A 20,951-nucleotide genomic window follows, 5' to 3' on the forward strand; every position below is an offset into this window, starting at 1 on the left:
GGCGGGCCCTTCCGCTTCCCCCGTTACCTCGAAGGTGCTGGAACTGCTGCTGGTGCCACACTGCCCGAGGTTTTGGTGCCGACTGCGTTGAGGACCGTGGCAATGCCCTCTTCCGTGAGGTCTTCGGCCTCTGGCTGGCAATAGAAACCGAGCATTGCCGACGTCCCCACGGATACCTGAGCATCGCCGCCGCCTTGGCCCGATCGTCCGGCAAAAACGGTGCATTCGCGGCCCCGAGCTTTCACGACCAGATAGCTGGCCCGGAAACTTCTGGTCGGTTTTTCCTGTTGCTCCTGCAAAATCTCGTAATCGTCCTTCAAGTAGCCGAACTTATGGAGTGCTGAATTCGCGTCCGTCGTAGAATGATAAAAATAGTTCGGCGCAAGCCGGATAAGATAAATGGCTGCTAGCGGGTCGAGGGCGTTCCGAGGTGAAGAAACAATTTTGAAGATGCGCTGCGAGTAGTTCTCGTTCCAACCCGAGTCTTCGATCGTTTGCGGTATGTCGAGGGCGAAATAGAGTTCCGACGTTTGGGAGTCGATCGCAGCCCACTCCTCGGCCGAAGAAGTCGGAATACTGATGGCAGTCGTCAGAAGGCAGAGAGCAAGCATCCTGCAAAAGCTGCGCATCACGCAATCCACCCGTCACTCAGTCCGCCTGCCGAAACCCCTGTCAGTGTGACCGTGCCGCCGCCATGGGTGATCACCAGGTCGGCTCCTGAACTCGAGGTCGTATAGGTGGTCGTAAAGCTCAGCCGGTCACCTTCCGCCGTGTCGAAATCGGTCACGATGTCGTCGCCCTGGCTGTCCGTCGCGAAAAGGAAGGTGTCGGCGCCGTCGCCGCCGGTGAGCAGGTCGTCCTCGCGGTTGCCGAGTATGAGGTCGTCGCCGGCCCCGCCGTCGATCGTGTCCTCTTTCTGTCCGCCGTAGACCGTATCGTTCCCGGCCCCGCCCGAGATCAGGTCCTGGCCGTAATTGCCGAATATGGAGTCGTTGCCCTCGCCACCGTGAATGGTCTCGACGCCGTCCTGCCGGCGGAGATTGCCATAGGCGTCGATGCGCGCTGTGCCGCTGTTCTGCCCGCCGAAAATGGTGTCGTCGCCGGCCCCGCCGTCCAGGACGTCGATCTCCGTGTTGCCGTAGATCAGATCGGCGCCGGCCTCGCCTGAGAGATGGTCGGCGCCGCTCTCGCCCATCAGGGTATCGCTTCCGTCGCCGCCCATCACCGTGTCGTTGCCGAGCCCCGCGCGCACCACGTCGTCGCCGCCGAGCGTGCTTAGCCGGTCGCCGGTCTGGCTGCCGGTCCAGCTGTCCGCGTCGGTGGTCCCGCTCTTGCTGTAGCCGTAGATCGCGGCCGCTTTCGAGATGTCATAGTCGGTGATGGTCTCGTTGCCATCGAGCAGCGAATTCATGACGCTGCCCGGCGTTTCGTCATGGTCGAGCCCGAGGGCGTGGCCGATCTCGTGCTTCAAGGTGGCCTCGAAGTAGGCGGTATCGAAGTAGTCCATATAGATGTAGGCATAGCCTTCGCTGGATCCGCCGGAAACCAGACCGTCGCCGTCGGGATCGAACACGCTGTAGAGCCCGAGCGTGCCGCCCGATCCGTCGATATAGGCTTCCGTCAGGACGATGTCCGCATTTGCGAAATTGTCGATATGGACAAAATCGATCGACAGCTCGGCTTCCCATTCGGAGAAGGCCGCGTGGGCGATCGCTTTTTCCGAACTGTCGAACTCGTAGAGGCCGTAGAACGGCGCATACCAGGGCAGCTCGGTCGAATAGGAGATCGTGCCGCCAGGCTGCAGGGTATAGCCCGTGTAGAGACCCATCCGGTTCCCCATCCCCACGCACAAGCGTGTAAGGGAGTGTTGCAACTCCGGGTAACCGAATGAAGGACTTTTCGCCTTTTGGTCTGAAAAAAGCCGATCTCTCAGCCTTTGATTGTTTCAATGCATTGAAAAGATTGGTTTTTGCGGTGAGGTCAAAAAAAAGCCCGGCACTTGCCGGGCTTTTCGATGCTGTGGAAGGCGCCGAGATCAGGCCGCGACGTCTTGCTTCAGGACGGCTTCGAGGTTCTCGAGGATGTTCTGCGGCGAGGAGACGCCGTACGGGTCGGTGCCGCAATTGTCCTCGAAGCCCTCTTCCTCGAACCAGCCCACCACGGTGCCGTCGTCGACCACCGCGGCGTAGCGCCAGGAGCGCATGCCGAAGCCGAGATTGTCCTTGTTCACCAGCATGCCCATCTTTCGGGTGAACTCGCCGGAGCCGTCGGGGATCAGCTTCACGTTCGTGACGCCCTGGGACTTGCCCCAGGCGTTCATCACGAAGGCGTCGTTGACCGAGATGCAGTAGATCTCGTCGATACCCTTGGCCTGAAACTCGGGATAAAGCTTCTCGAAATCGGGAAGCTGGAACGTCGAGCAGGTCGGGGTAAAGGCGCCCGGAAGTGAGAACAGGACGACTTTCTTGCCTTTGAAGTAGTCGTCTGTGCTCATGTCCGCCCAGGTGTACGGGTTCGGACCCTCGATGGAGTCGTCGCGGACGCGAGTGCGAAAGGTGACGTTGGGAACTTTTCTGCCAAGCATCGGTCTATCCGGAAATGTTGTGTCGCAAAGAGAATCATCGCCCCGGCAGAACTGCCGGCGCAGGCCCGGTGGAGGGTGTTTCCTCGTTTTTATCGCTGCCGGGAGCTTCCGCAAGGAACGTTTGCGAGGTCCCGTTGAATCAAATCGTACAGCAAGTTATTGCAATGCGGTAGGGATCGATTCGATTGATTTCAAACCGAAAACGGCAGGTTCTTATCGGGTCGTGTTGCGCTTGCGTTGCAAGGTCGCAGGGAGACGCATATCAACTCAGGCCGGGTTTCGCTGCACTAGCTGCTTGGCGATGATCAGGCGTTGCATTTCGTTCGTGCCTTCGGCGATGGCGAGCAACGGGGCGTCCCGGTAATAGCGTTCGATATTGTATTCCTTGGCGTAACCATAGGCGCCGTGCAGGCGCATCGCCTCGAGGCTGTTGTGCAGCGCCGCCTCGGTGGCGAAGAGCTTCGCCATCCCCGCTTCCATGTCGCAGCGTTCGTGGCGGTCGTAGGCGGCCGCGGCCTGCTCGACCAGAAGCCGCGCGGCCTCGACCTGGGTCGCCATGTCGGCGAGCTTGAGCTGGATCGCCTGGTGCTCGGCGATCGGTTTGCCAAAGGTCTTGCGGATCTGTGCGTAATGCACCGACTCCTCAAGGCAGGCCCGGGCGATGCCGACCCCGCGCGCGGCCACGTTGATGCGTCCGAGCTCTAGCCCGCCGAGGATCTGCTGCATGCCGCGGCCTTCGACGGCGCCGACGAGATTGTCTTCTGGCACGAAACAGTCGTCGAGCGTGAAGCCGGCGGAATCGATGCCCTTGTAGCCGAGCTTCTCGAGTTTCTTGGAGACGTTGAATCCCTCGCCTTTCTCGACCAGGAACAGGCTCATGCCCTTGTGCCGGGGCTTCGCTTCCGGATCGGTCTTCGCCAGTACCGCGAGGATGTGCCCGTGATAGGCGTTGCTGATCCACATCTTGGTTCCGTTCAGCCGGTACCCGCCCTCGCATTTCTCCGCGCGCAGGCGGATTGCCTGCAGGTCGGTGCCGGCATCCGGTTCGGTCAGGGCGATACCGCCACGGAGCTCGCCGGTAGCGAACCGCGGCAGCCAGGCGGCCTTCTGGGCCTCGGTGCCGGAGCGCTCGATCGCGGCGGCCATGATCAGGTGCGAGTTGAAGATGCCGGAGATCGACATCCAGACCCGGCTGACCCGCTCGACGATCCTGGTATAGGTCGTGGCGGAGAGGCCGAGGCCGCCCCATTCCTCTCCGATGGTCGCGCCGAAAAGGCCGAGTTCGCACATCTTGGCGACGATCTCCTCCGGCCAGGCGTCCTCCGCTTCGAGCTTGTGCGCATAAGGAGCGACGTCGCGCTCGAGGAAGCGTTCGACGGCATCGAGAACCATCCGCTCCTGCTCGGCGCGTTCTTCCTGGGTGAGAAAGCTGTCGTTGGCGGCGGCGATTGCGCTCATTGGGTTTCCTCCCGGTCGGGCCGGAGTGGGGCGCCGGTTGGAATCCGGCTTGGATACTGTCTCGATCAACCGAGAATACAGATTTTCTCAGCTGCGTGGACTCAGAATATAGCGGAAAATGAGTCCCGAAAGTCCGATGACAAGGAAGATGCGGACGATGTGGAAGGCGGCGATCAGCGGAACGCCGAGTTCCAGGACCGCCGCCGTAATGCTCATTTCCGCCATCCCGCCGGGCGAGACGGAGAGCACCATGGTCGCGGCCGGAAGGCCGGTGACCGCGGCGACGCCGACCCCGAAGGCGATATTGAGCCCGACAAGAACCAGGGTGCTGAACACCGCGTGCGGCAGGAAGCGTCGGAGCGAGAGCACGAGGTCGCGGCGGTAGCGCAGGCCGATGAAGCAGCCGATCAGGACCTGAGACAGGTTGAGCAACTCCCGCGGCATGCCCGAGAGATCGAGCTGCAGCACGGTGATCAGCCCGGCGGCTGCCAGCGGGCCGAGGATCCAGGCATTGGTGATGCGGCGCCAGGCCATCAGGCCGCCCACGGCGAGGGAGGCGGCGATGAGGATCGCGAAGCCCCCGAGGTCGAAAGGCAGTGTCGCCACCTCGAACGGCGAATGGCCGGTGGCGCCGATCAGGATCAGGGTGGTCGGGATCGTGGTCACGACGCAGAGGATGCGGAGCGACTGGGCGAGCGAGACGGGCGCCATGTCGCCGCCCCAGCGGGTTGCCTGCAGCGCCATCTCGACCACGCCGCCGGGCAGGCTGGAGAAGAAGGCGGTCGCGATGTCCACCTTTGCCACGCGCCGGAGATAGAGCGCCGAAAGCATCCCGAAGCCGATCGAGGCGAGGGCGCAGATCACCATGACGACGATATGGTCGGCGACGAAGGTGGCGACCGCAGGCGTGAAGTTCAGGCCGATCCCGGTGCCCAGCAGGAGTTGGCCCGTCTGGCGCGCGCCATTCGGCATCGTGAGGGACTTTCCGCTCATGCTGATCACGGCGACCACCAGCATCGGGCCGAGCAGCCAGGGCAGGGGGACGTGAAGCAGGGCAAAAATCCAGCCGCCTCCCGCCGCGATGGCAAGACTGAGAGCGTGACGGGCAAGCGTTGCTGCGGACATCCCGGCGATGGTCCAGTCGGCGGACCGGAGCGGCCCTGAAGGAATGGAGCCTCCTTTCTACGGAGCGCCGCGGCCGCTCGTCAATCGCTTGACCGCGGTTTCACCCCCGTGCTTGGGATCAATTCCACATAGCCGAATGACGCGGGGCATCGGATGAGCGAGGCGGACATGCAGGGGCGATTTTTATCGCTCGTTCACGAAAATCCGGTGAACCGTGTGATCCTCGAGCGGCTCTCCGGGCTTGGGGTCGACGATACATGGCTGGTCGCCGGCTGCCTCTTCGGAACGGTCTGGAACGGGCTCTCGGGCCGGCCCCCGACCGAGAGTATCCGTGACTATGACATCTTCTATTTCGATCCGGATACGAGTTACGCGGCGGAGGACGCGGTGATCCGGCGCGGCGCGGCACTGTTTACTGATCTCGGGGTCGAGATCGAGATCCGCAACCAGGCGCGGGTACCGCTCTGGTACGAGGCGCGGTTCGGCGTCCCCTACCCGCCGATCCAGGAAGCGCGCACCGGGATCGAGCGCTTCGTCGTCGCCGGCACCTGCTGCGGGATCTCGTCCGAGGCAGAGGTCTATGCACCGTTCGGTTTCGACGACATGTTCGACGGCATTCTGCGCTGGAATCCGCTGAATCCGACGCCGCACCAATTCACCTACAAGTGCGGCACTTACCTCGAGCGCTGGCCCTGGCTCAGTGTGGTGGAGGAAGCCCCGTCGGATGCTTCTCCTTGACCTCCGGAGCGGCACACCGACATGAGATCGTCGGGAGGAAGAGGCATGAATGATGAGATGAAGACCGCCAGCGTGGAGGATACCGCCGGCGTCATTCTACCACCGCCCGTCATCCTGCTGATCGCAATCCTTGCCGGTTTCGGTCTCGATTATCTTTGGCCGCGGCCCTTCGCGCCGGACTGGGCGCGGTACTATCTCGGCCCGGTCCTGATCCTCTCCGCCATTGCGCTCGCGGTTGCCGGCGAGCGTCAGTTCAAGCGGGCCGGGACCAGTGTGAAACCGTGGGTGCCCTCGACGGCGGTCGTCACCTCCGGAGTGTTCGCGCACACCCGCAATCCGATGTATCTCGCCATGGTGATTCTGCTGTCAGGCGTCGGCCTGCTTGGCAATTCCCTCTGGTTCCTGGCGACGATGATCGGCTTCGTCGGTGTGATGCAGTACGGCGTGATCCGGCGCGAAGAGGCCTATCTCGAGCGCAAATTCGGTGCGCCCTATGCCGCGTACAAGGCGCGGGTGCGGCGCTGGATCTAGAATTCTGTCTTTCCCGCTGAGTCTACGTGCGGCTCTTTTGCCGGAGCGGCCCGCGTGCGAGAGTGCGCCCTGGAATCCGGGGGAGAGCGGTATGACGGAGAGGTGTATTCTGGTGACGGGAGCGGCAAGCGGGATCGGTGCCGCGACGGCGCGGCGCCTGGTCCGGCCCGGTGATCGGTTCCTGCTGCATACCCGGTCGAACGAGGTCGGGCTTTCCCGGGTCGCGGAGGAACTCCGGGAGGCCGGAGCCGAGGCCGAGACCGAGCTGGCGGATCTGGCGGCACCGGATGCGGGCCGCATGCTGGTCGAACGTAGCGCGGAATGTCTTGGCGGCCTCGATGTACTGATCGCCAATGCCGGTTATGCCGACCGTTCGCCGCTGGGCGAGGCGGGGACCGAACTGTTCGAACAGGCCCACGGCGCCATCGCGCGGTCTTTCTTCGAGATGGCCGAGGCGGCGCTGCCGTATCTCGAGCGCTCGTCTGCCGGTCGCGCCGTCGCGGTCAGCGCGTTCGGTCCGCATGTCTGGCGCACGGACCTGCCGTCTTTTCCGGCGACGGCCGGGGCGAAGGCGTCATTGGAGGCGACGGCGCGGGCGCTGGCGCTCAGGCTGGCACCTTCCGGTGCGACCGCCAATATCGTTGCCCCCGGCTTCATTGAAAAGGATGCGGGGACCCCGTCGGCGCTGAAGCCGGGAGCAGTCGACGCGTTCGTTCCGGCGATCCCGATGGGACGGCGGGGGACACCGGACGAAGTCGCGGCCGTGATCTGCTTCCTCGCATCGCCCGAAGCAAGCTACGTTACCGGTCAGCTCATCCATGCGAACGGCGGACTGATCTAGGGAGGGAAGAATGGCAGAGAAAAGAATCGCCGGGGTGATCGGCCTCGGTTCCATGGGCATGGGCGCGGCGCGGTCGCTGGTCGCGGCAGGGGTCGAGACCTGGGGTACGGATGTGCGTGCGGAGTCGGTGGCGGATTTCACCGCGACCGGCGGCAAGGGGGCGGCCAGCCCGGCCGAACTCGCAGCGCATGTCGACGCGTTGCTGGTGCTGGTGGTGAACGCGGACCAGACCGAGAGCGTGCTGTTCGGCGAGACCGGCGCCGTGAAGCATCTGAAGAAGGGCGCGGTCGTGGTCGCCAGCAGTACCGTTCCGGCGGCCTATGCACGCGATCTGGAAGCGCGGCTGGCCGCGCAAGGGATCCTGATGGTCGACGCGCCGGTCAGCGGCGGTGCGGCAAAGGCCGCGACCGGGGAAATGTCAGTGATGGCCTCCGGCAAGCCGGAGGCTTTCGAGGCGGCGAGTTTCCTTCTGGATGCGATCGCCACCAAGGTCTACCGGCTCGGCGAGGAGGCAGGTCCGGGCTCGACGGTGAAGACCATCAATCAGCTTCTCGCCGGCGTGCATATCGCCGCCGCGGCGGAAGCCATGGCGCTCGGCATCCGGGCCGGCGTCGCCCCGGAGGACCTGTTCGAGGTGATCTCCAATTCCGCCGGCGCGTCCTGGATGTTCAACAACCGGGTTCCGCACATCCTGGACGGCGACTATGCGCCGCTCAGCGCGGTGAACATCTTCGTCAAGGATCTCGGCATTGTGCTGGAGACCGGAAAGCAGCTCACCTTTCCGCTGCCGCTCTCGGCTGCGGCGCACCAGCAGTTCCTGGGGGCGGCGGCCGCGGGGCTCGGAAAAGAGGATGATTCCGCCGTCATCAAGGTGTTTCAGAAACTCGCCGGCATCGACTTGCCTGAAGGCAAGTCCTGATCAGAAGAGGCAGAGCAGTCCGTAGCACGACGCGCCGAACAGTTTCACGGCGACCAGGTAGCCGATCAGATCGAGCGCGAGTGTGAAGCCCAGGACCGGCAGCGCCACGAAGCCGGTGAAATAAAGTGCTGCCCAGCGGGTGAAGCGGCGGCCGGGGACCCTCTGCCCGTGGATCAGCGGCGGCTTTTTGAATTGTGCGAACAGGGACATGGGCTAAGACTAACCGGCGAACGGGGCAGGGGAAACTGGAATGGCGTCAGGCGCCGGAACGGACAGGCGCGGCGAGGAGCTGGACGGCATCGTCGCCCTCTGGGACAGCGTCGATCAGCGGCAGTGGGACGACCTGCTCGCGAAGGCCGAGCGACCGCCGCTGGAACAGGCCTCGGCCTATGGTGCCGCCGTGGGGCGTGCATCGGCCTACCAACCGGTCCCCGTCGTCTTCATGCGCGGGCCCGATCCGGTGGCCCTGGCGCTGTTGCTCGAGTGGCGGTTTCCGGGCGGCTTCCGCATCGCCAAGCTGACCCGGGGCCCCGTTTTCCTGGCGCCGCTCTCGGAACTGGAGCGGGAGGCGGTCATCCGGCTGGTCAAGCGCCGCTACCCGGTCGCGAAGCTGAATCTGTTCTTCATGACGCCCGAACTGCCGGCGGGGGAGAGTAGCGAGGCACTCCTGCGGAACGTCGGCATGCGCCCGATGGTGACCGGTTACAGTACCGTCTGGCTCGATCTGCGGCCGGATCTCAAAGAGCTCCGCGCCGGCCTGCACATGAAATGGCGCAACCAGCTGAAGCTCGCCGAGGGTGCGAAGCTCCGGGTGCGCAGCGGTTATGGCGGCGCACCGATGGAGTGGCTGCTCGCCCGGCACGACCAGCACCGCAAGCGCCGCAAGTTCCGCGCGCCCGCCGGCGCCTTCGTCGCCGCCATCGCCGACAGTGGACGGGACAAGCGCGCGGTGCAGGTCTTCACGGCCTATTCCGGCAGCGAACCCGTAGCCGCGATCCTCACCGTTCGGCACGGCAGGGCCGCGACCTACTATGTCGGCTGGACCGGGCTGGAGGGGCGCGAGAAACATGCCCACAACCTGCTGCTCTGGGCGGCGATCGAGAAGCTGAAGGGCCTCGGCGTCGAATGGCTCGATCTCGGCGGCGTCGACGGCCTGCACATGCCCGGCGTCTCCCGCTTCAAGCTCGGCGTCGGCGGCGAGCTTGTGACACTTGCGGGGACGTTTCTCTGAAATCCCGGGCCCGTCAGGAGTTGAGGCTCCCGGCCTGACCGCTGCCCGCCCTCGACCTCGCTTTGGCGAAGCTGAGAAGCCGCTCCTCGACCAGGCGGTTGATGCTGCCGGCCGGATACTTTCCCTTGGCGCCGCGCGCGCCGGCCTTCTTGCCGGTCAGCATTTCGATACCCTCCGCGATGGTCGAGATCGGCAGGATGCGGAATTTCTTCTCCGCGCAAGCCTTCACGACATCCTCCCGCAGCATCAGATGCTTCACGTTGGAGACCGGGATCAGCACGCCCTGCCGGCCCGTCAGCCCGCGCGCGGCGCAGACGTCGAAGAAGCCCTCGATCTTCTCGTTCGCGCCGCCGATCGCCTGGACCTCGCCCATCTGATTGACCGAGCCGGTCACCGCCAGAGACTGGTCGATCGGCACCTCTGCTAGCGCTGAAAGGAGAGCATAGAGTTCCGCCGAGGAGGCGCTGTCACCGTCGACGCCGCCGTAGGATTGCTCGAAGGTGAGAGTCGCGGCGAGCGACATCGGAGACTCGGGCGCATAGGTCCGGGCGAGGTAGCCTGACAGGATCATCACGCCCTTGGAGTGCAGCGGGCCGCCGAGCTCCACTTCGCGCTCGATATCGACGACCTTCCCGGCGCCGACGCGAACGGTGGCGGAAATCCGGCTCGGCTTGCCGAATGCAAAACTGCCGATCTGCAGTACCGACAGCCCGTTCACCTGCCCGACCTTCGCGCCGTCCGTGTCGATCAGGACAGTGCCGCGGGTGATCTGCTCGATCGAGCGTTCCCTGATCCGGTCGGCCCGATGGATCTGTTTTGCGATGGCCTGCTCCACATGGGCGCGCGTCACGCTCTGCTTGCCGGCTTCCCCGGCCCAGTGATCGGCCTCGCGCATCACGTCGGCGATCAGGCCGACCCGCGTCGAGAGCCGTTCGGAATCGCCGGCGATCCGTGCCGCATGTTCCATCACCCGCTCGATGGCATCGCGCGCAAAGGGACGCAGCTTGTTGTTGCGGGCAATGGTGGCGACGAGGCGGGCGAAGAGCTGGTCGTTCTCCGACGTCCGCTCCAGCACCTCCTCGAAATCCGCCGCGACCTTGAAGAGATCCTGGAAATCGGGATCGAGCGAGGAGAGCAGAAGGTAGAGCCGGTAGTCGCCGAACAGCACGATTTTGAGGTCGAGCGGTATCGGATCAGGCTGCAGCGACAGCACGGTGGCCGTCGCGGAGGTCATGTAGGGGGCTTCGATGGTGATCTGCCCGGCATAGAGCGCCCGCTTCAGAGCTTCCCAGCTCATCGGGTTGAGCAGGAGCTTGTCCGCGTTGATCAGCAGGAAGCCGCCGTTGGCGTCGTGCAGCGCACCCGGCTTGATCAGTGTGAAATCGGTGATCAGGTTGCCCATATGGGCGTAGTGCTCGATCCGTCCGATCAGTTTTCCGAGCGCCGGATGATCCTCGACGACGACCGGCGCGCCGCCGGCAGGATCGTTCGAGACCAGCACGTTGACCTGGTAACGGGTCGTCGGATCGTGCTCGACCGCGCCCTCGCCGCCGCCGCTGCCGGCCGGAAGCGGGAGCGGACCGTCCTCTTCGGAATGCATGAAGAGTCCGATATGCTCGACCATGTCGTCGGCGACTTGCTTCAGATAGGCCAGCACGTCGTCGCAGCAGGTCATCACCGACTCGACATCTGCGATCTCTTGCCTGACGACATGCCGGGCGGTCTCGCGCGCGATCTTCCTGAGTTCACGCAGCCGGTCCCGCTCGATCATCGGCAGGCCGTGGAGAACCTTCTGCAGTTCCTCCATCATTCCCTTGGTGGCTTCCTGATAGCGCTTCTGCGCCTCCTCGGGGAGCTGCTGGAAGGTTTCGGGCGCCATAGGCTTCTGGCCGGATAGCGGCGCGAAGGCGAAGCCCTGCGGAGTGCGGATCAGGACCAGTCCGTGCTTGCGCGCCTCGCTGTCGACACCTTCCAGCGCATGTTGCTGCTTCTCCGCGGCCTCCTTGTTCACCGCGTCGGTCCTGAGGCGGTAGTCCTCGCTCTCGAACAGTGTCGGGATGACAGCCTTCAGGTCTGAAACCAGTTCCTGCATGGCCTTGCGGAACGGTTCGCCCCGGCCCGGCGGTACCGCGATCGCCATCGGCGTGTAGGGTTTCTCGAAATTGTGCACATAGACCCAGTCGGGTGGTGCGTCGAGTTCCGAGCCGCGCTGCTGCAGATAGCGGTTCACCGCCATATGACGGCCGGACCCCTTGGGGCCGATGACGAAGAGATTGTAGCCGCGCTGCTGCATGCCTGCGGCGAACCGGACCGCGCCGAGCGCCCGTTCCTGACCGATCAGTGCTTCAATGTCCTCGAGATCGTCCGTGCTCTGGATGGAATGCGGCTTCAGGTCGGTCCTGGTGAAGAGTGCTTTCGCTGCAAGCGGCTTAACGGCCATGGCGCGTCCTTCTCAAAGCCTTCTCAGGTTTTATCGCCGCTTCGCCGTCGGTAAAGGGTCGGCGGTCAGGCCGGCTTTTTCTCCGCCTCCGAACGGATTTCGGCGACCCGGTCGCGCAACCGGGTCAGGCCGCGGTCGGGCATTCCGAGTTCGTCCAGGTGATCCACCGTATTGAAGAGATACTCGGCGCAGGGGCCGAGGAAGCCGTGGGCGCGCTCGATGGTGCGTGCCATCTCCTCTTCCGGCAGTTGTCCCACATAGCGCTCATGCTTGCGGTTCATCACGAAACCGATCGCGCGTACCGGCCCCTCGTCGCTTGCGAGCGTCAGCCAGCGTGGGATATAGGCGTCGCTGACCATCTCTCGCCGCCAGACGATTTCCAGTTCCTCATAGGCGGTCTCGCGCGTTATCCGGAAAGCGACGCCGCGGCAGCAGCCGCCGCGGTCGAGCCCGAGGGTAAGGCCCGGCACCTCCGGCGAGCCGCGGCCGAGATGGGTCTGCAGGCAGAATCTCCGATGGTAGCCGTGCGCGGTGGCGCAGCGGGATTCGGCATAATGGATCGTCGGATTCCAGATGAGCGAGCCATAGCCGAACAGCCAGACATCCTCTTCCGGCCTGCCGCCCGGAAACATCGAGGCGAGCGAGGCGTGCAATTCGTCGTCGGAAAGCACTCTGTAGGTGGTCGCATGCTGGCGGATCAGCTCACGGATATGGCCGGAACGGATCGTGTCGCGCGTCAGGGGAGTCTTGTTCGAAGTTGCCATGCGGAAACCTTATCACCGGCGACAGATCCGCGGTATGCAGCAATCCCGAACAGACTGTTGCCTCAGCTGCGCTTCCCCGACCAGCGGGCGACAACTTTCAGCGGACGTCTGTCGAAGTCGAGCAGCACGAGCAGGTGCGAGATTTGGTCGCTTTCGTCGACGAGGGGAAGTATGAGCTCGTCGCTCTTGAGGAACTCCTTCTTGGTGCCGACATAGGGCGTGTCGGACAGCACGGGTGCCCGTTCGGTGATCGCTCTTGTCAGATTGGAGTGCAATTTGCTCGGGGCCCGCTGGTGCGGAATGTCCGAGATCCATCTGCCGGTATAATTGTCCAGAAGATGCTCCCGCACCGTGCCGCCGATGACCCGGTAGCAGAAATCGATCGGCTCGGGGGTGACCCGAAGAAAGATGAGATGCGGGAGGAGGGTCGGAATGTCGGCGGGATCGAATTCCCTGCGTGCGGGCAAATTGCTGATCCGTTCCAGTGAGCACCAATAATCGAGACCGACCAGGTGAAGGCGCGCGGAAAGTCTACGGCGCAGGTCTGCAAATTCATCGGCCGCCGCGCCGTGATCCGCTGTGCAGTTCATTTGGCTCCCTGGCTCTTGAGTGGCGGCATTGGAGTAGCCTTACAAATCGAGGGTAATCCAATTGTTTCGTCGATACAGCAACTCTCGACTCAGTATCCGAGCGACGGGTCGACCCGATTCTTCAATAACTCCCCGTATAACAAGCGCTTGCAGTTCTCGAGTACCAGATCGAGCGTCGCCGGAATATAGGAACGGTCGTCATCCGAACTGACATGGGGCGTCAGGATCAGGTTCGGAACCTTCCAGAGCGGAGAACTGGCCGGCAATGGTTCCGGGTCGTGAACATCGAGGATCGCGCCGCCGAGATGGCCATCTCTCAGCGCTTCGACGAGCGCATCCTGGTCGAGCACCGGCGCCCGCCCGAAATTGATGATACCGGATCCGCGTTTCATTGCGCGGATCGCCTCCCGGTCGATCAGTCCTGCCGTTTCGGGCGTTTGCGGCAGGGTGACATGCACGAAATCCGCCACGCCGAGGACGCCATGAAGTTCCTCCGGACCGTACATCTCGTCGACGCAGGGATGCGGGGCGGCACCACGGCGGATGCCCAGGACCTGCAGGCCGAGCGCCTTGAAGGCGCGCGCCGCGGCACCACCCATTTCCCCGACCCCGATCACGGCCACGGTCTTGCCGGCGACTGGCGGGACGAATACCGGGTTCCACCGGGCCGCGCGCTGGTCGGTGACATAGGCGGGAATCCGGTTGTGCAGCATGAGGACGGACATGGCGGCGGATTCGGCGGTTTTCTCGGCATGGACGCCGCGATTGTTGGTCAGGACGGTCTGCGCCGGGAGCCAGGTGAGCGGCTGCAGGTGCTCGACCCCGGCGCCGATGATGTGGATCCAGCGCAGGCGCGGCGCCGTTTCGGCGAGACCCTCGGTCGGCAGGTCCCAGGTCACCAGGGCGTCGGCGTCCCGCATCGATTCTCCGAAATGGTCGAGATCCCAATCCACGCGGATTTCGATCCGATCCGCGATATCCCGGTGGCGTTCCAGCGCCGCGTCGATGCGCTCACTGGTAAACCGGAACGCCTCTTCGCCCGCCCGGTTGTTCTTTATGTGGAGAATGAGAGTGTCTGGGCTTTGCATGTCGCCGACCGGTTGGATTGGTATGATTCGTGCGTTTGGCTTTCTGCAAACACTATGCGACGCAATGGTTTGGCTCGCAAAACGTTTGCTGGAATGAGATATAAGGCAGGGTCAAAGCGAGAGGGCCGGTCCGTACATGGCGGAGAAAGTAGATTTTAGCCTCGTCCGTTTTCTGATCGTCGACAGCAATTCGTTGTCGGCCGATCTTGCGCGGGACTTGCTGCTGACGATGGGGGCGACGACGGTGTTCGTTGCGCACAGCTTCGACGACGCGACAGCCGCACTCAAATCGGAGGTCGTGGATGTGCTGCTCACCGAGCTGCACCTGCCGCCGCGTTCCGGTCTCGATCTTATCCGCGATGTTCGCACCGGAAAAACCGGTGGGAACCGCCACATGCCGATCCTCGTGATGTCTGCGCTGTCCGCCAAGGATCATGTCTTCGAAGCCCGCGACGCGGGGGTGACCGAGTTCATTGCAAAGCCCTATGGTGTTGAGGGATTTTATCGTCGCATGGTCGGGATTATTGCGCATCCGCGCGCTTTCGTTGACAGTGAGAATTATTTCGGACCCGACCGGCGACGGCGCCAGCTGCCTTACAACGGGCCCGACCGTCGGCAATAACCATCTGGGGAGCCGGTTTGACCGCCGTGAAATCCAAGCTTCTGCCTCCTGTTGAAGAACTGCGGGAGCGCGCCGTCAACAGCAGGACGGGTATGGATCTGCGTCTGAATCCGGCGGTTCTTCGGCGGCTTGAGGAGGTGGTCAACGAATCGCGCGAGCGCTTCGTGGTCGACCTCGCGGCTCGCCTGCGCAAACTGCGCGCGAGCGTCCAGACCGTTCTCGACGGAAACATGACACAGCCGGACATGCTGGCGCTGGTGTTCGACGAGAGCCTGCAGATCAAGGGAATGGGCGGGACCGTCGGCTACAATGTTCTCAGCCTGATCGCCACGACGCTGAATGATTTCGTAGCCGGGAGGACGGAGCTCGGGCGCATCCAGTTCGAGATCCTGCAGCTTCATATCGACGCCATGTATGTCGTCATCGCGGACCGTATCACCGAGAATGGCGGAATCCTCGAAGATCAGGTCCTGAGCGGACTGAGGGCGGCGGTCCGCAAATTCGGCTGATGCAGGAAGCCGGTGACAGAGTGCCTGCGTCCGCTTATCTTGTCCCGGTTCAGTCACCCGGAGCGCTAGATGGCGAGCTTTGAGACCACCGATCGCAGAGCCCTTGGTATTCTTTCGGACACGGTCGCCGAGAAACTCGGCCCGTCGGACAAGGTAACGCGGGAAATCCGCAGGGCCTATACCTCCGGCAAGCAGATCGACCGCTTCATGGCGCGCGCCGCGTTCGATGCCCTGCCGGGCTGGCAGCGGACGGATATCGGCTCGGCCGCCGAACATCTCGCCCATGCCATCATTCGCGAGGCGCTTCAGGGAGAGCCGTTCCAGACCGAGCGCGACTGGCGCGACATGGACGCGCCGCAGCGGCGGGTCCGATCGGCGCGCAAGCCTGATGTCGGCGGAGATCTTCAGGCGCCGCCGCGATTTCTTACGCGTGCGCCACGGTAGCGTGGCGACGTGCGCTATCGCACTTCCCGGAATGACTGCCGGTTGCAATCGGAACGATGCCATTGTTTTTCATGCCAAGCATCGGCTAGAGTTTTCCCGGATTTTGAATTTATTTCCGCTGGATAGGTTGATCGGCCGCCATTTCGGGCACAGACGGAAATCAGAGGTCTGCCGTATCATCCGGCGGGTCTGTTAAGGAGTAGGCGATGCGCGGCAGAGAGCCGGTGCAGGAATTTTCAGTCGTCGAGCACGTCGCGAAGGAATTCGCGCGGTTCCTGAACCGGGTGCAGAACGATCAGGTCGATATCCTGGGTTCATTCCTGATCGAGAACGAGTGGGAAAAATACAAGAAGGACAGCGAGGGCGTGGTTCAGTCGCTTGAGCTGGCCGGATTTGCGATCGTCCCGAAGCAGCCTACGGACGCAATGGTTGCAGGTGCCGACAAGACGCTTGCCGGCGGTCTTATGGGGCAGCGCGGCGCACGGGTCTATGTCGAGGCCGTGTTCGGCGCCATGGTCGACGGCTGGCTGGAGACCTACAATCCGAACCTCATCCTCGATATTTTCTCGATGGCGCTGTCGCGCGCCTCGAACCCGCGGGCACGGCGGGACAGCGGCATGGATTCATCGTTCCAGCGCTTCCGCAAGCATTCGCAGGACATGCTGGCGGGGCTGATCAAGAACGGCCAGGTCGTGGTTCCGGACGAGCCGACGCCGGAAATGGTGGCGGCCGGTGTTGCCGAGACCGCGGAAATCCGCAACCGGACCAACCAGCAGGTCAGCATCGGTGCGGACCCGACCTACCTGGCCAATCTCTACGAGAACATGGTCGAGGCGCGGCCCCGCTAGGGACCGCAGCACGCATTCAGCTTTTCGGACTCAGGATTTCCCGCCGGGCTTGTAGGCCGAGGCGAGAAGCGTCACGGCCTGTCGGTGGCGCGCACTGCTCGCCGGCGGCGGCGGCGCGGAACTGCGGGTGCTCGACATGGTTTGAGCCCCGCCGCCGCTGATCGCTTCAAGCAGCGAGGCCGAGTTGTCCACCGGACGCTTGCGTCTGCCGGGCTTGCGGCGGGTCGACAGGCCGGAGGCCGCGCTTTGTATCGCGAGAGCGCAGATGTTGTTCAGAAACGGTCCGACGAGCTGGGTCTTCAGCTTCTCGTCCGTTTCCGCCCAGACCCTGAGCAGCAGGGACGCTTCGCGGCGGTTGTTGCCGGTGGCCTCCAGCGCTTCGAGCGCCTTTTTTTTCGCGTGGTCGTTAGCCATTCGTCACCTGCCAGGTCTCGTATCCGATCCTTGGCAAACAATAACATAGTTCGGCCGGCGAGACGTATCCCGTTCGACGGTCGGAGCCGCGGGGGGCGGCGCTCTTGGCGGCAGGCGCCCGCACCATATATCGGTATCATCGGAAAACCATACGCGGCGGAAGACGGAGGGGCCATGCAGATGCGGTACCTTGCAGGACGCGGGGCATTCATTCTGTCGCTCTGCCTCCTGATACTCGTTTATCCGCTCCCCCCGGCGACGGCCCCGGCGGCGAGCGCCACAACCAACCCTCTTCTGAGCATCGTCCGCGTGGAAGCCCGCGTTCCCGGAGATTCAAGAACCGCCGCACGCCTCGGCACCGAGCGCGCGGGTGCCGGGGTCGTGATCGCGGATGACGGGCTGATCCTGACCATCGGCTATCTGATCCTGGAAGCCGACGAGGTTTCGGTGACCGACCGCGACGGGCGCCGCTTTCCGGCCGATATCGTGGCGTACGACCACGCGACCGGTTTCGGGCTTCTCAAGGCCTATGAAGGATTGAGCGTGCCGTCGGTCGCGCTCGGTTCCTCCGCCGCGATCGAACGCAGTCAGAGAGCGGTTGCGGCCAGTGTCGGGCCGGTCCCGGCCCTGCCGGTAGAGGTCCGCTCTGTGCATCCCTTCGCGGGAGGCTGGGAATATCTGATCGAGGGAGCGATTTTTACCGTGCCCCCGATCCCGGAATTCGGCGGCGCCGCCCTGTTCGGCGACGACGGCCGTCTGCTCGGCATCGGCTCCCTCATTCTACAGGATGCGGGCGGCAGCGGGCAGCCGGGTAACATGTTCGTGCCGATCGATCTGCTGAAGCCGATCCTGGGCGACCTGCTTGCCTTCGGGCGCTCGACCGAACCGGCCAGGCCCTGGATCGGGCTCTACCCGACAGAGGTGAATGGGTATCTGATCGTGTCTGGCGTTGCCGAAGGAGGCCCGTCTGAAACGGCGGGACTCCGGTTCGGCGATCTTCTGGTTGCGGTCGCCGGATCGCCGGTGACGGACATGGCGGCTTTCTTCCGCTCGGTCTGGGCGCTCGGCCCGGCGGGCACCCGGATCCCCCTCACGGTGTTGCGGGAAGGCAAAATTCACGTCATCGAGGTCGACAGCCGCGACCGCCACGAGTGGCTGAAGCTCGGGCGCAGCTACTGAAGGTCCTTGCGCTGCCTCATTTCGGATTTTTCAGTTCGACCACCCGCTGCGGGAACGGGATCTCCACACCGTTTGCGTCCAGCGTCTCTTTCACGGCCTTGTTGAAGTCGAAAAGGGTCGGCCAGTAGTCGGCGGAGTTGACCCAAAACCGGAGCCCGATATTGACCGAACTGTCGGCCAGGGCCCGGACGCTGACCTGCGGGGCCGGGTCGGCGAGGACACGCGCGTCCGCCTCTGCGAGTTTCATCAGCGCGGCGAAAGCGGTGTCGATATTGCTGCCGTAGCCGATGCCGACGACGATATCGATGCGCCGGGTGGCGTGTTTCGAAAAGTTGCTGATTGCGCCGCCGATGATCTGGCTGTTCGGCACCGCGATCGAGACATTGTCCGGCGTTGTCAACTCGGTGGTAAACAGGCCGACCTCGGCAACCGTTCCACCGTTCCCGCCGGCGGTGACATAGTCGCCGACCCTGAAGGGACGCAGGAAAAGGATCATCACGCCGGCGGCGACATTGCTGAGCGTGCCCTGCAGGGCCAGGCCCACCGCGAGGCCGGCGGCGCCAAGAACCGCGATGATGCTGGTGGTCTCGACGCCGAACCGGTTCAGCACCGCGACGATGGTGACAATGATCACGAGGTAGCGGACGATGGAGGCGATCAGCGGCTTGATCGTGCCGTCCATCCAGCTGATCCGCTCGACGGCATTGCGTGTCGCCCGGCTCGCCCAGCCGGCGACGATCCAGCCGAGCAGGAGGATCAATATGGCCCCGAGGACGTCGAAGCCGTAAGTCGCCAGAATCAGTTGGGCCTCGTCCCACAGGACGTTCATTTCGCCTGCCACGTCGACATTCATGGTCGCGTTTCTCCATTCAACGGAAACCTGCGGTCAATTGGTCGCCACCCGGCGGCGCACTGTCAAGTGTGCGGCCGTTCTCACTCGGCTGCCGCCGCGAGCTCCCTCAGGGCGTCGCCGGCGACGGAATAGCGCAGCCATTCCTCTTCGTGTTTGAACCCGAGCCGATGGTAGATCTCGCGGGCCGGGTTCCAGTGCAGCACCGAGAGCGCGATCCGGCCGTGTCCGGCCGCGACGGCTTCGGCCGCGACGGCGGCCATCAGCCGTTTTCCGAGCCCTTTGCCCCGCGCCGCCTCGGCGACGAAAAAGTCATCGATGTAGCAGACCGATCGGCCGATCCAGGTCGAGTAGTTGGCCGAATAGATGACATTGCCGAGCAGAGTCCCGGTCCCGTCGTCGGCGACGACGGCCCTGAAGCGGGGCTCGGGCCCGAACCCGTCGCGCAGCAGATCGGCTTCCGTCGCCTTGAGCAGGTGGCTTTCCTTCACGTATTCCGCCAGCCCCTGCACCAGCTTGAATAGTTGCGGAACGTCCTCGCGTGTCGCGGGGCGGATGATGATGCGGTCTGTCATTGCCGTCTCTCGCCGGGTTCAGGCCCCGCGGGCCTTGATGTCGTCATAAAGTGCGTCGGGAATCTCGACCCCGTCCCGTGCCGCTGTCTCGCGCAGCACCAAGCGTCGATCGCCGGGCAGGCGCGCGCCTTCCTGGGCGATGATCTCCGCGAACATTTCCTCGCCGCGCAGCGCGAAGCTCTCCGCACCGCCGAAAGCCGCCGGGTCGAACAGCAGGATCATGTGACCGATCGATGGCGGGGCACCGGTCGGTTCGAAGAAGGAGGTGCCCTCGTAGCCGAAATTGGAGCCGGTCACGGCGCCGCAGAGCAGTTCGACCATCAGGGCGAGGGCCGCTCCCTTGGCGCCGGCGCTGGTGCCGCCGAGCGGGGCCATCGATCCGGCCAGGGCGGCTTTGGCGTCGGTCGTTGCATTGCCGTCGGCATCGAGCGCCCAATCGTCCGGAATGGGTTTCCCTGCCTTGGCGGCGAGCATGACCTTGCCGCGAGCGACCGTGGAGACGGACAGGTCGATCACCATGGGGGCCATGCCGGGGCGTGGCCAGGCGAAGGCGATCGGGTTGGTTCCGTAGAGTGCCTTCTTGCCGCCCCAGGGCGCGATCGCCGAAGGCGTGTTGGAGAAAGCCAGGGCAACGAGGCCTTTGTCCGCCGCGTCCTCGACATGGTGTCCGGCAACGCCGAAATGATGCGAATGGGCAATGCCGACGGCCGCCACGCCGTTCTCCCTCGCCGCCTTCGTTCCCTCCGCAAGTCCGAGTGCTATGGCGGGGAAGGCGAAGCCGATATGGCTGTCGACATTGATCACGCCGGGACGCGGACGGTGCGCGGTCGGTTGCGCGAAGCCGTCGACCTTGCCGCATTTCGCCTGCTCGGCATAGGGCGGAACGCGGGCCACGCCGTGCGAGGAAATGCCGTCCGCTTCGGCTCTTACCAGCGCGCGCGCGACGATTTCCGCCATGTCGGGGGCGACCTTGCTGTTCACGAAGGCGGCCGCGATTGTATCCTGCAGCGCCGCGAGGGGTATCCGCATGTCTGGGTCTCCGGAGGGCTCGGTTCCCGGGGGTCCGGGGGAAGGTCAGACCTTGCGACGGGCCGGCAGGCGGTGTCAACGCGGCCGCCCTCTCCGCGCAGGCACGAGACCATCCACGTCGCGTACAATTGCAGGGCGGGCACATTGCTATAAGCTGCCCCTCCCACCGTTT

The 20,951-nt window shown here is 64.0% G+C and carries 24 protein-coding genes; 10 read left to right on the plus strand and 14 right to left on the minus strand.

Features of this window, described 5'->3' with window-relative positions:
- Positions 1 to 23 precede the first annotated feature (23 nt).
- The 5 genes from ACOOE1_RS16045 to ACOOE1_RS16065 form a co-directional block, all read right to left on the minus strand.
- Positions 24 to 629: a hypothetical protein gene (locus ACOOE1_RS16045; protein WP_420403208.1), complete on the minus strand. Its 606-nt coding sequence runs from the start codon at positions 627 to 629 to the stop codon at positions 24 to 26.
- Complete coding sequence (locus ACOOE1_RS16050; RefSeq protein ID WP_420403209.1) at positions 629 to 1,828, minus strand: matrixin family metalloprotease; 1,200 nt, start codon at positions 1,826 to 1,828, stop codon at positions 629 to 631. The genes ACOOE1_RS16045 and ACOOE1_RS16050 overlap by 1 nt, the downstream gene beginning before the upstream one ends.
- A 207-nt stretch (positions 1,829 to 2,035) precedes the next feature.
- Positions 2,036 to 2,584, minus strand: coding sequence for a peroxiredoxin (locus tag ACOOE1_RS16055; RefSeq protein ID WP_420403210.1), 549 nt, complete (start codon positions 2,582 to 2,584; stop codon positions 2,036 to 2,038).
- 267 nt (positions 2,585 to 2,851) lie between these two features.
- Positions 2,852 to 4,042, minus strand: a complete 1,191-nt coding sequence (locus ACOOE1_RS16060; protein WP_420403211.1) for an acyl-CoA dehydrogenase family protein — start codon at positions 4,040 to 4,042, stop codon at positions 2,852 to 2,854.
- Positions 4,043 to 4,129: 87 nt separating this feature from the next.
- On the minus strand, positions 4,130 to 5,167 hold the full coding sequence (locus tag ACOOE1_RS16065) for an AbrB family transcriptional regulator (RefSeq protein ID WP_420403212.1): 1,038 nt from the start codon (positions 5,165 to 5,167) through the stop codon (positions 4,130 to 4,132).
- 153 nt (positions 5,168 to 5,320) lie between these two features.
- On the opposite strand from ACOOE1_RS16065, the gene ACOOE1_RS16070 reads away from it, so the two are divergent.
- The 4 genes from ACOOE1_RS16070 (at position 5,321) to ltnD (ending at position 8,196) form a co-directional block, all read left to right on the plus strand.
- Positions 5,321 to 5,905: a nucleotidyltransferase family protein gene (locus ACOOE1_RS16070; RefSeq protein ID WP_420403213.1), complete on the plus strand. Its 585-nt coding sequence runs from the start codon at positions 5,321 to 5,323 to the stop codon at positions 5,903 to 5,905.
- A gap of 45 nt (positions 5,906 to 5,950) precedes the next feature.
- Positions 5,951 to 6,436 (plus strand): methyltransferase family protein, encoded by a 486-nt coding sequence (locus ACOOE1_RS16075; protein ID WP_420403214.1) that lies wholly within the window; start codon positions 5,951 to 5,953, stop codon positions 6,434 to 6,436.
- A gap of 91 nt (positions 6,437 to 6,527) precedes the next feature.
- Positions 6,528 to 7,277 (plus strand): SDR family NAD(P)-dependent oxidoreductase, encoded by a 750-nt coding sequence (locus ACOOE1_RS16080; RefSeq protein WP_420403215.1) that lies wholly within the window; start codon positions 6,528 to 6,530, stop codon positions 7,275 to 7,277.
- Between the two features lie 10 nt (positions 7,278 to 7,287).
- Entirely contained in the window at positions 7,288 to 8,196 is a 909-nt protein-coding gene (gene ltnD / locus ACOOE1_RS16085) for an L-threonate dehydrogenase (protein ID WP_420403216.1), read from the plus strand.
- Here the strand turns inward: ltnD and ACOOE1_RS16090 are convergent, their stop codons facing one another.
- Complete coding sequence (locus ACOOE1_RS16090; protein ID WP_420403217.1) at positions 8,197 to 8,406, minus strand: hypothetical protein; 210 nt, start codon at positions 8,404 to 8,406, stop codon at positions 8,197 to 8,199.
- Between the two features lie 40 nt (positions 8,407 to 8,446).
- Here ACOOE1_RS16090 and ACOOE1_RS16095 point away from each other — a divergent pair, with 40 nt between their 5' ends.
- Complete coding sequence (locus ACOOE1_RS16095) at positions 8,447 to 9,427, plus strand: lipid II:glycine glycyltransferase FemX (protein WP_420403218.1); 981 nt, start codon at positions 8,447 to 8,449, stop codon at positions 9,425 to 9,427.
- Positions 9,428 to 9,440: 13 nt separating this feature from the next.
- On the opposite strand, the gene ACOOE1_RS16100 is transcribed toward ACOOE1_RS16095, so the two are convergent.
- The 4 genes from ACOOE1_RS16100 to ACOOE1_RS16115 form a co-directional block, all read right to left on the minus strand.
- Entirely contained in the window at positions 9,441 to 11,867 is a 2,427-nt protein-coding gene (locus ACOOE1_RS16100) for a Lon protease family protein (protein ID WP_420403219.1), read from the minus strand.
- Positions 11,868 to 11,932: 65 nt separating this feature from the next.
- Positions 11,933 to 12,631: a gamma-glutamylcyclotransferase gene (locus ACOOE1_RS16105; protein ID WP_420403220.1), complete on the minus strand. Its 699-nt coding sequence runs from the start codon at positions 12,629 to 12,631 to the stop codon at positions 11,933 to 11,935.
- Positions 12,632 to 12,693: 62 nt separating this feature from the next.
- On the minus strand, positions 12,694 to 13,221 hold the full coding sequence (locus ACOOE1_RS16110; RefSeq protein WP_420403221.1) for a PAS domain-containing protein: 528 nt from the start codon (positions 13,219 to 13,221) through the stop codon (positions 12,694 to 12,696).
- Positions 13,222 to 13,310: 89 nt separating this feature from the next.
- Positions 13,311 to 14,309, minus strand: a complete 999-nt coding sequence (locus ACOOE1_RS16115; protein ID WP_420403222.1) for a D-2-hydroxyacid dehydrogenase — start codon at positions 14,307 to 14,309, stop codon at positions 13,311 to 13,313.
- A 136-nt stretch (positions 14,310 to 14,445) separates the two neighbouring features.
- Here ACOOE1_RS16115 and ACOOE1_RS16120 point away from each other — a divergent pair, with 136 nt between their 5' ends.
- The 4 genes from ACOOE1_RS16120 (at position 14,446) to ACOOE1_RS16135 (ending at position 16,732) form a co-directional block, all read left to right on the plus strand.
- Positions 14,446 to 14,931 (plus strand): response regulator, encoded by a 486-nt coding sequence (locus ACOOE1_RS16120; protein ID WP_420403223.1) that lies wholly within the window; start codon positions 14,446 to 14,448, stop codon positions 14,929 to 14,931.
- A 92-nt stretch (positions 14,932 to 15,023) separates the two neighbouring features.
- Entirely contained in the window at positions 15,024 to 15,440 is a 417-nt protein-coding gene (locus ACOOE1_RS16125) for a hypothetical protein (protein ID WP_420403224.1), read from the plus strand.
- 69 nt (positions 15,441 to 15,509) lie between these two features.
- A complete protein-coding gene (locus tag ACOOE1_RS16130; protein WP_420403225.1) occupies positions 15,510 to 15,884 on the plus strand; it encodes a hypothetical protein in 375 nt (124 codons plus the stop codon).
- 206 nt (positions 15,885 to 16,090) lie between these two features.
- The gene (locus ACOOE1_RS16135; RefSeq protein WP_420403226.1) at positions 16,091 to 16,732 is read left to right on the plus strand and encodes a hypothetical protein; all 642 of its coding nucleotides are present in this window, start codon (positions 16,091 to 16,093) and stop codon (positions 16,730 to 16,732) included.
- 30 nt (positions 16,733 to 16,762) lie between these two features.
- Here the strand turns inward: ACOOE1_RS16135 and ACOOE1_RS16140 are convergent, their stop codons facing one another.
- Positions 16,763 to 17,146: a hypothetical protein gene (locus tag ACOOE1_RS16140; protein WP_420403227.1), complete on the minus strand. Its 384-nt coding sequence runs from the start codon at positions 17,144 to 17,146 to the stop codon at positions 16,763 to 16,765.
- A gap of 174 nt (positions 17,147 to 17,320) precedes the next feature.
- Here ACOOE1_RS16140 and ACOOE1_RS16145 point away from each other — a divergent pair, with 174 nt between their 5' ends.
- Positions 17,321 to 18,325, plus strand: coding sequence for a S1C family serine protease (locus ACOOE1_RS16145; protein WP_420403228.1), 1,005 nt, complete (start codon positions 17,321 to 17,323; stop codon positions 18,323 to 18,325).
- 16 nt (positions 18,326 to 18,341) lie between these two features.
- Here the strand turns inward: ACOOE1_RS16145 and ACOOE1_RS16150 are convergent, their stop codons facing one another.
- From ACOOE1_RS16150 to ACOOE1_RS16160, 3 genes are all read right to left on the minus strand, one after another.
- Positions 18,342 to 19,178 (minus strand): mechanosensitive ion channel family protein, encoded by an 837-nt coding sequence (locus ACOOE1_RS16150; protein WP_420403229.1) that lies wholly within the window; start codon positions 19,176 to 19,178, stop codon positions 18,342 to 18,344.
- 80 nt (positions 19,179 to 19,258) lie between these two features.
- A complete protein-coding gene (locus ACOOE1_RS16155) occupies positions 19,259 to 19,750 on the minus strand; it encodes a GNAT family N-acetyltransferase (protein ID WP_420403230.1) in 492 nt (163 codons plus the stop codon).
- A gap of 18 nt (positions 19,751 to 19,768) precedes the next feature.
- Entirely contained in the window at positions 19,769 to 20,779 is a 1,011-nt protein-coding gene (locus ACOOE1_RS16160; protein ID WP_420403231.1) for an Ldh family oxidoreductase, read from the minus strand.
- Between the last annotated feature and the right edge of the window lie 172 nt (positions 20,780 to 20,951).

It is taken from the genome of Nisaea sp., assembly GCF_965216895.1.
In the GTDB taxonomy this organism is placed as follows: domain Bacteria; phylum Pseudomonadota; class Alphaproteobacteria; order Thalassobaculales; family Thalassobaculaceae; genus Nisaea.

What these genes read in the sequence shown, in the direction of transcription:
- ACOOE1_RS16045 (WP_420403208.1), bottom strand. Translation starts at nt 629, where the DNA reads ATGCGCAGCTTTTGCAGGATGCTTGCTCTCTGCCTTCTGACGACTGCC.
- ACOOE1_RS16050 (WP_420403209.1), bottom strand. Translation starts at nt 1,828, where the DNA reads ATGGGTCTCTACACGGGCTATACCCTGCAGCCTGGCGGCACGATCTCC.
- ACOOE1_RS16055 (WP_420403210.1), bottom strand. Translation starts at nt 2,584, where the DNA reads ATGCTTGGCAGAAAAGTTCCCAACGTCACCTTTCGCACTCGCGTCCGC.
- ACOOE1_RS16060 (WP_420403211.1), bottom strand. Translation starts at nt 4,042, where the DNA reads ATGAGCGCAATCGCCGCCGCCAACGACAGCTTTCTCACCCAGGAAGAA.
- ACOOE1_RS16065 (WP_420403212.1), bottom strand. Translation starts at nt 5,167, where the DNA reads ATGTCCGCAGCAACGCTTGCCCGTCACGCTCTCAGTCTTGCCATCGCG.
- ACOOE1_RS16070 (WP_420403213.1), top strand. Translation starts at nt 5,321, where the DNA reads ATGAGCGAGGCGGACATGCAGGGGCGATTTTTATCGCTCGTTCACGAA.
- ACOOE1_RS16075 (WP_420403214.1), top strand. Translation starts at nt 5,951, where the DNA reads ATGAATGATGAGATGAAGACCGCCAGCGTGGAGGATACCGCCGGCGTC.
- ACOOE1_RS16080 (WP_420403215.1), top strand. Translation starts at nt 6,528, where the DNA reads ATGACGGAGAGGTGTATTCTGGTGACGGGAGCGGCAAGCGGGATCGGT.
- ltnD (WP_420403216.1), top strand. Translation starts at nt 7,288, where the DNA reads ATGGCAGAGAAAAGAATCGCCGGGGTGATCGGCCTCGGTTCCATGGGC.
- ACOOE1_RS16090 (WP_420403217.1), bottom strand. Translation starts at nt 8,406, where the DNA reads ATGTCCCTGTTCGCACAATTCAAAAAGCCGCCGCTGATCCACGGGCAG.
- ACOOE1_RS16095 (WP_420403218.1), top strand. Translation starts at nt 8,447, where the DNA reads ATGGCGTCAGGCGCCGGAACGGACAGGCGCGGCGAGGAGCTGGACGGC.
- ACOOE1_RS16100 (WP_420403219.1), bottom strand. Translation starts at nt 11,867, where the DNA reads ATGGCCGTTAAGCCGCTTGCAGCGAAAGCACTCTTCACCAGGACCGAC.
- ACOOE1_RS16105 (WP_420403220.1), bottom strand. Translation starts at nt 12,631, where the DNA reads ATGGCAACTTCGAACAAGACTCCCCTGACGCGCGACACGATCCGTTCC.
- ACOOE1_RS16110 (WP_420403221.1), bottom strand. Translation starts at nt 13,221, where the DNA reads ATGAACTGCACAGCGGATCACGGCGCGGCGGCCGATGAATTTGCAGAC.
- ACOOE1_RS16115 (WP_420403222.1), bottom strand. Translation starts at nt 14,309, where the DNA reads ATGCAAAGCCCAGACACTCTCATTCTCCACATAAAGAACAACCGGGCG.
- ACOOE1_RS16120 (WP_420403223.1), top strand. Translation starts at nt 14,446, where the DNA reads ATGGCGGAGAAAGTAGATTTTAGCCTCGTCCGTTTTCTGATCGTCGAC.
- ACOOE1_RS16125 (WP_420403224.1), top strand. Translation starts at nt 15,024, where the DNA reads ATGGATCTGCGTCTGAATCCGGCGGTTCTTCGGCGGCTTGAGGAGGTG.
- ACOOE1_RS16130 (WP_420403225.1), top strand. Translation starts at nt 15,510, where the DNA reads ATGGCGAGCTTTGAGACCACCGATCGCAGAGCCCTTGGTATTCTTTCG.
- ACOOE1_RS16135 (WP_420403226.1), top strand. Translation starts at nt 16,091, where the DNA reads ATGCGCGGCAGAGAGCCGGTGCAGGAATTTTCAGTCGTCGAGCACGTC.
- ACOOE1_RS16140 (WP_420403227.1), bottom strand. Translation starts at nt 17,146, where the DNA reads ATGGCTAACGACCACGCGAAAAAAAAGGCGCTCGAAGCGCTGGAGGCC.
- ACOOE1_RS16145 (WP_420403228.1), top strand. Translation starts at nt 17,321, where the DNA reads ATGCAGATGCGGTACCTTGCAGGACGCGGGGCATTCATTCTGTCGCTC.
- ACOOE1_RS16150 (WP_420403229.1), bottom strand. Translation starts at nt 19,178, where the DNA reads ATGAATGTCGACGTGGCAGGCGAAATGAACGTCCTGTGGGACGAGGCC.
- ACOOE1_RS16155 (WP_420403230.1), bottom strand. Translation starts at nt 19,750, where the DNA reads ATGACAGACCGCATCATCATCCGCCCCGCGACACGCGAGGACGTTCCG.
- ACOOE1_RS16160 (WP_420403231.1), bottom strand. Translation starts at nt 20,779, where the DNA reads ATGCGGATACCCCTCGCGGCGCTGCAGGATACAATCGCGGCCGCCTTC.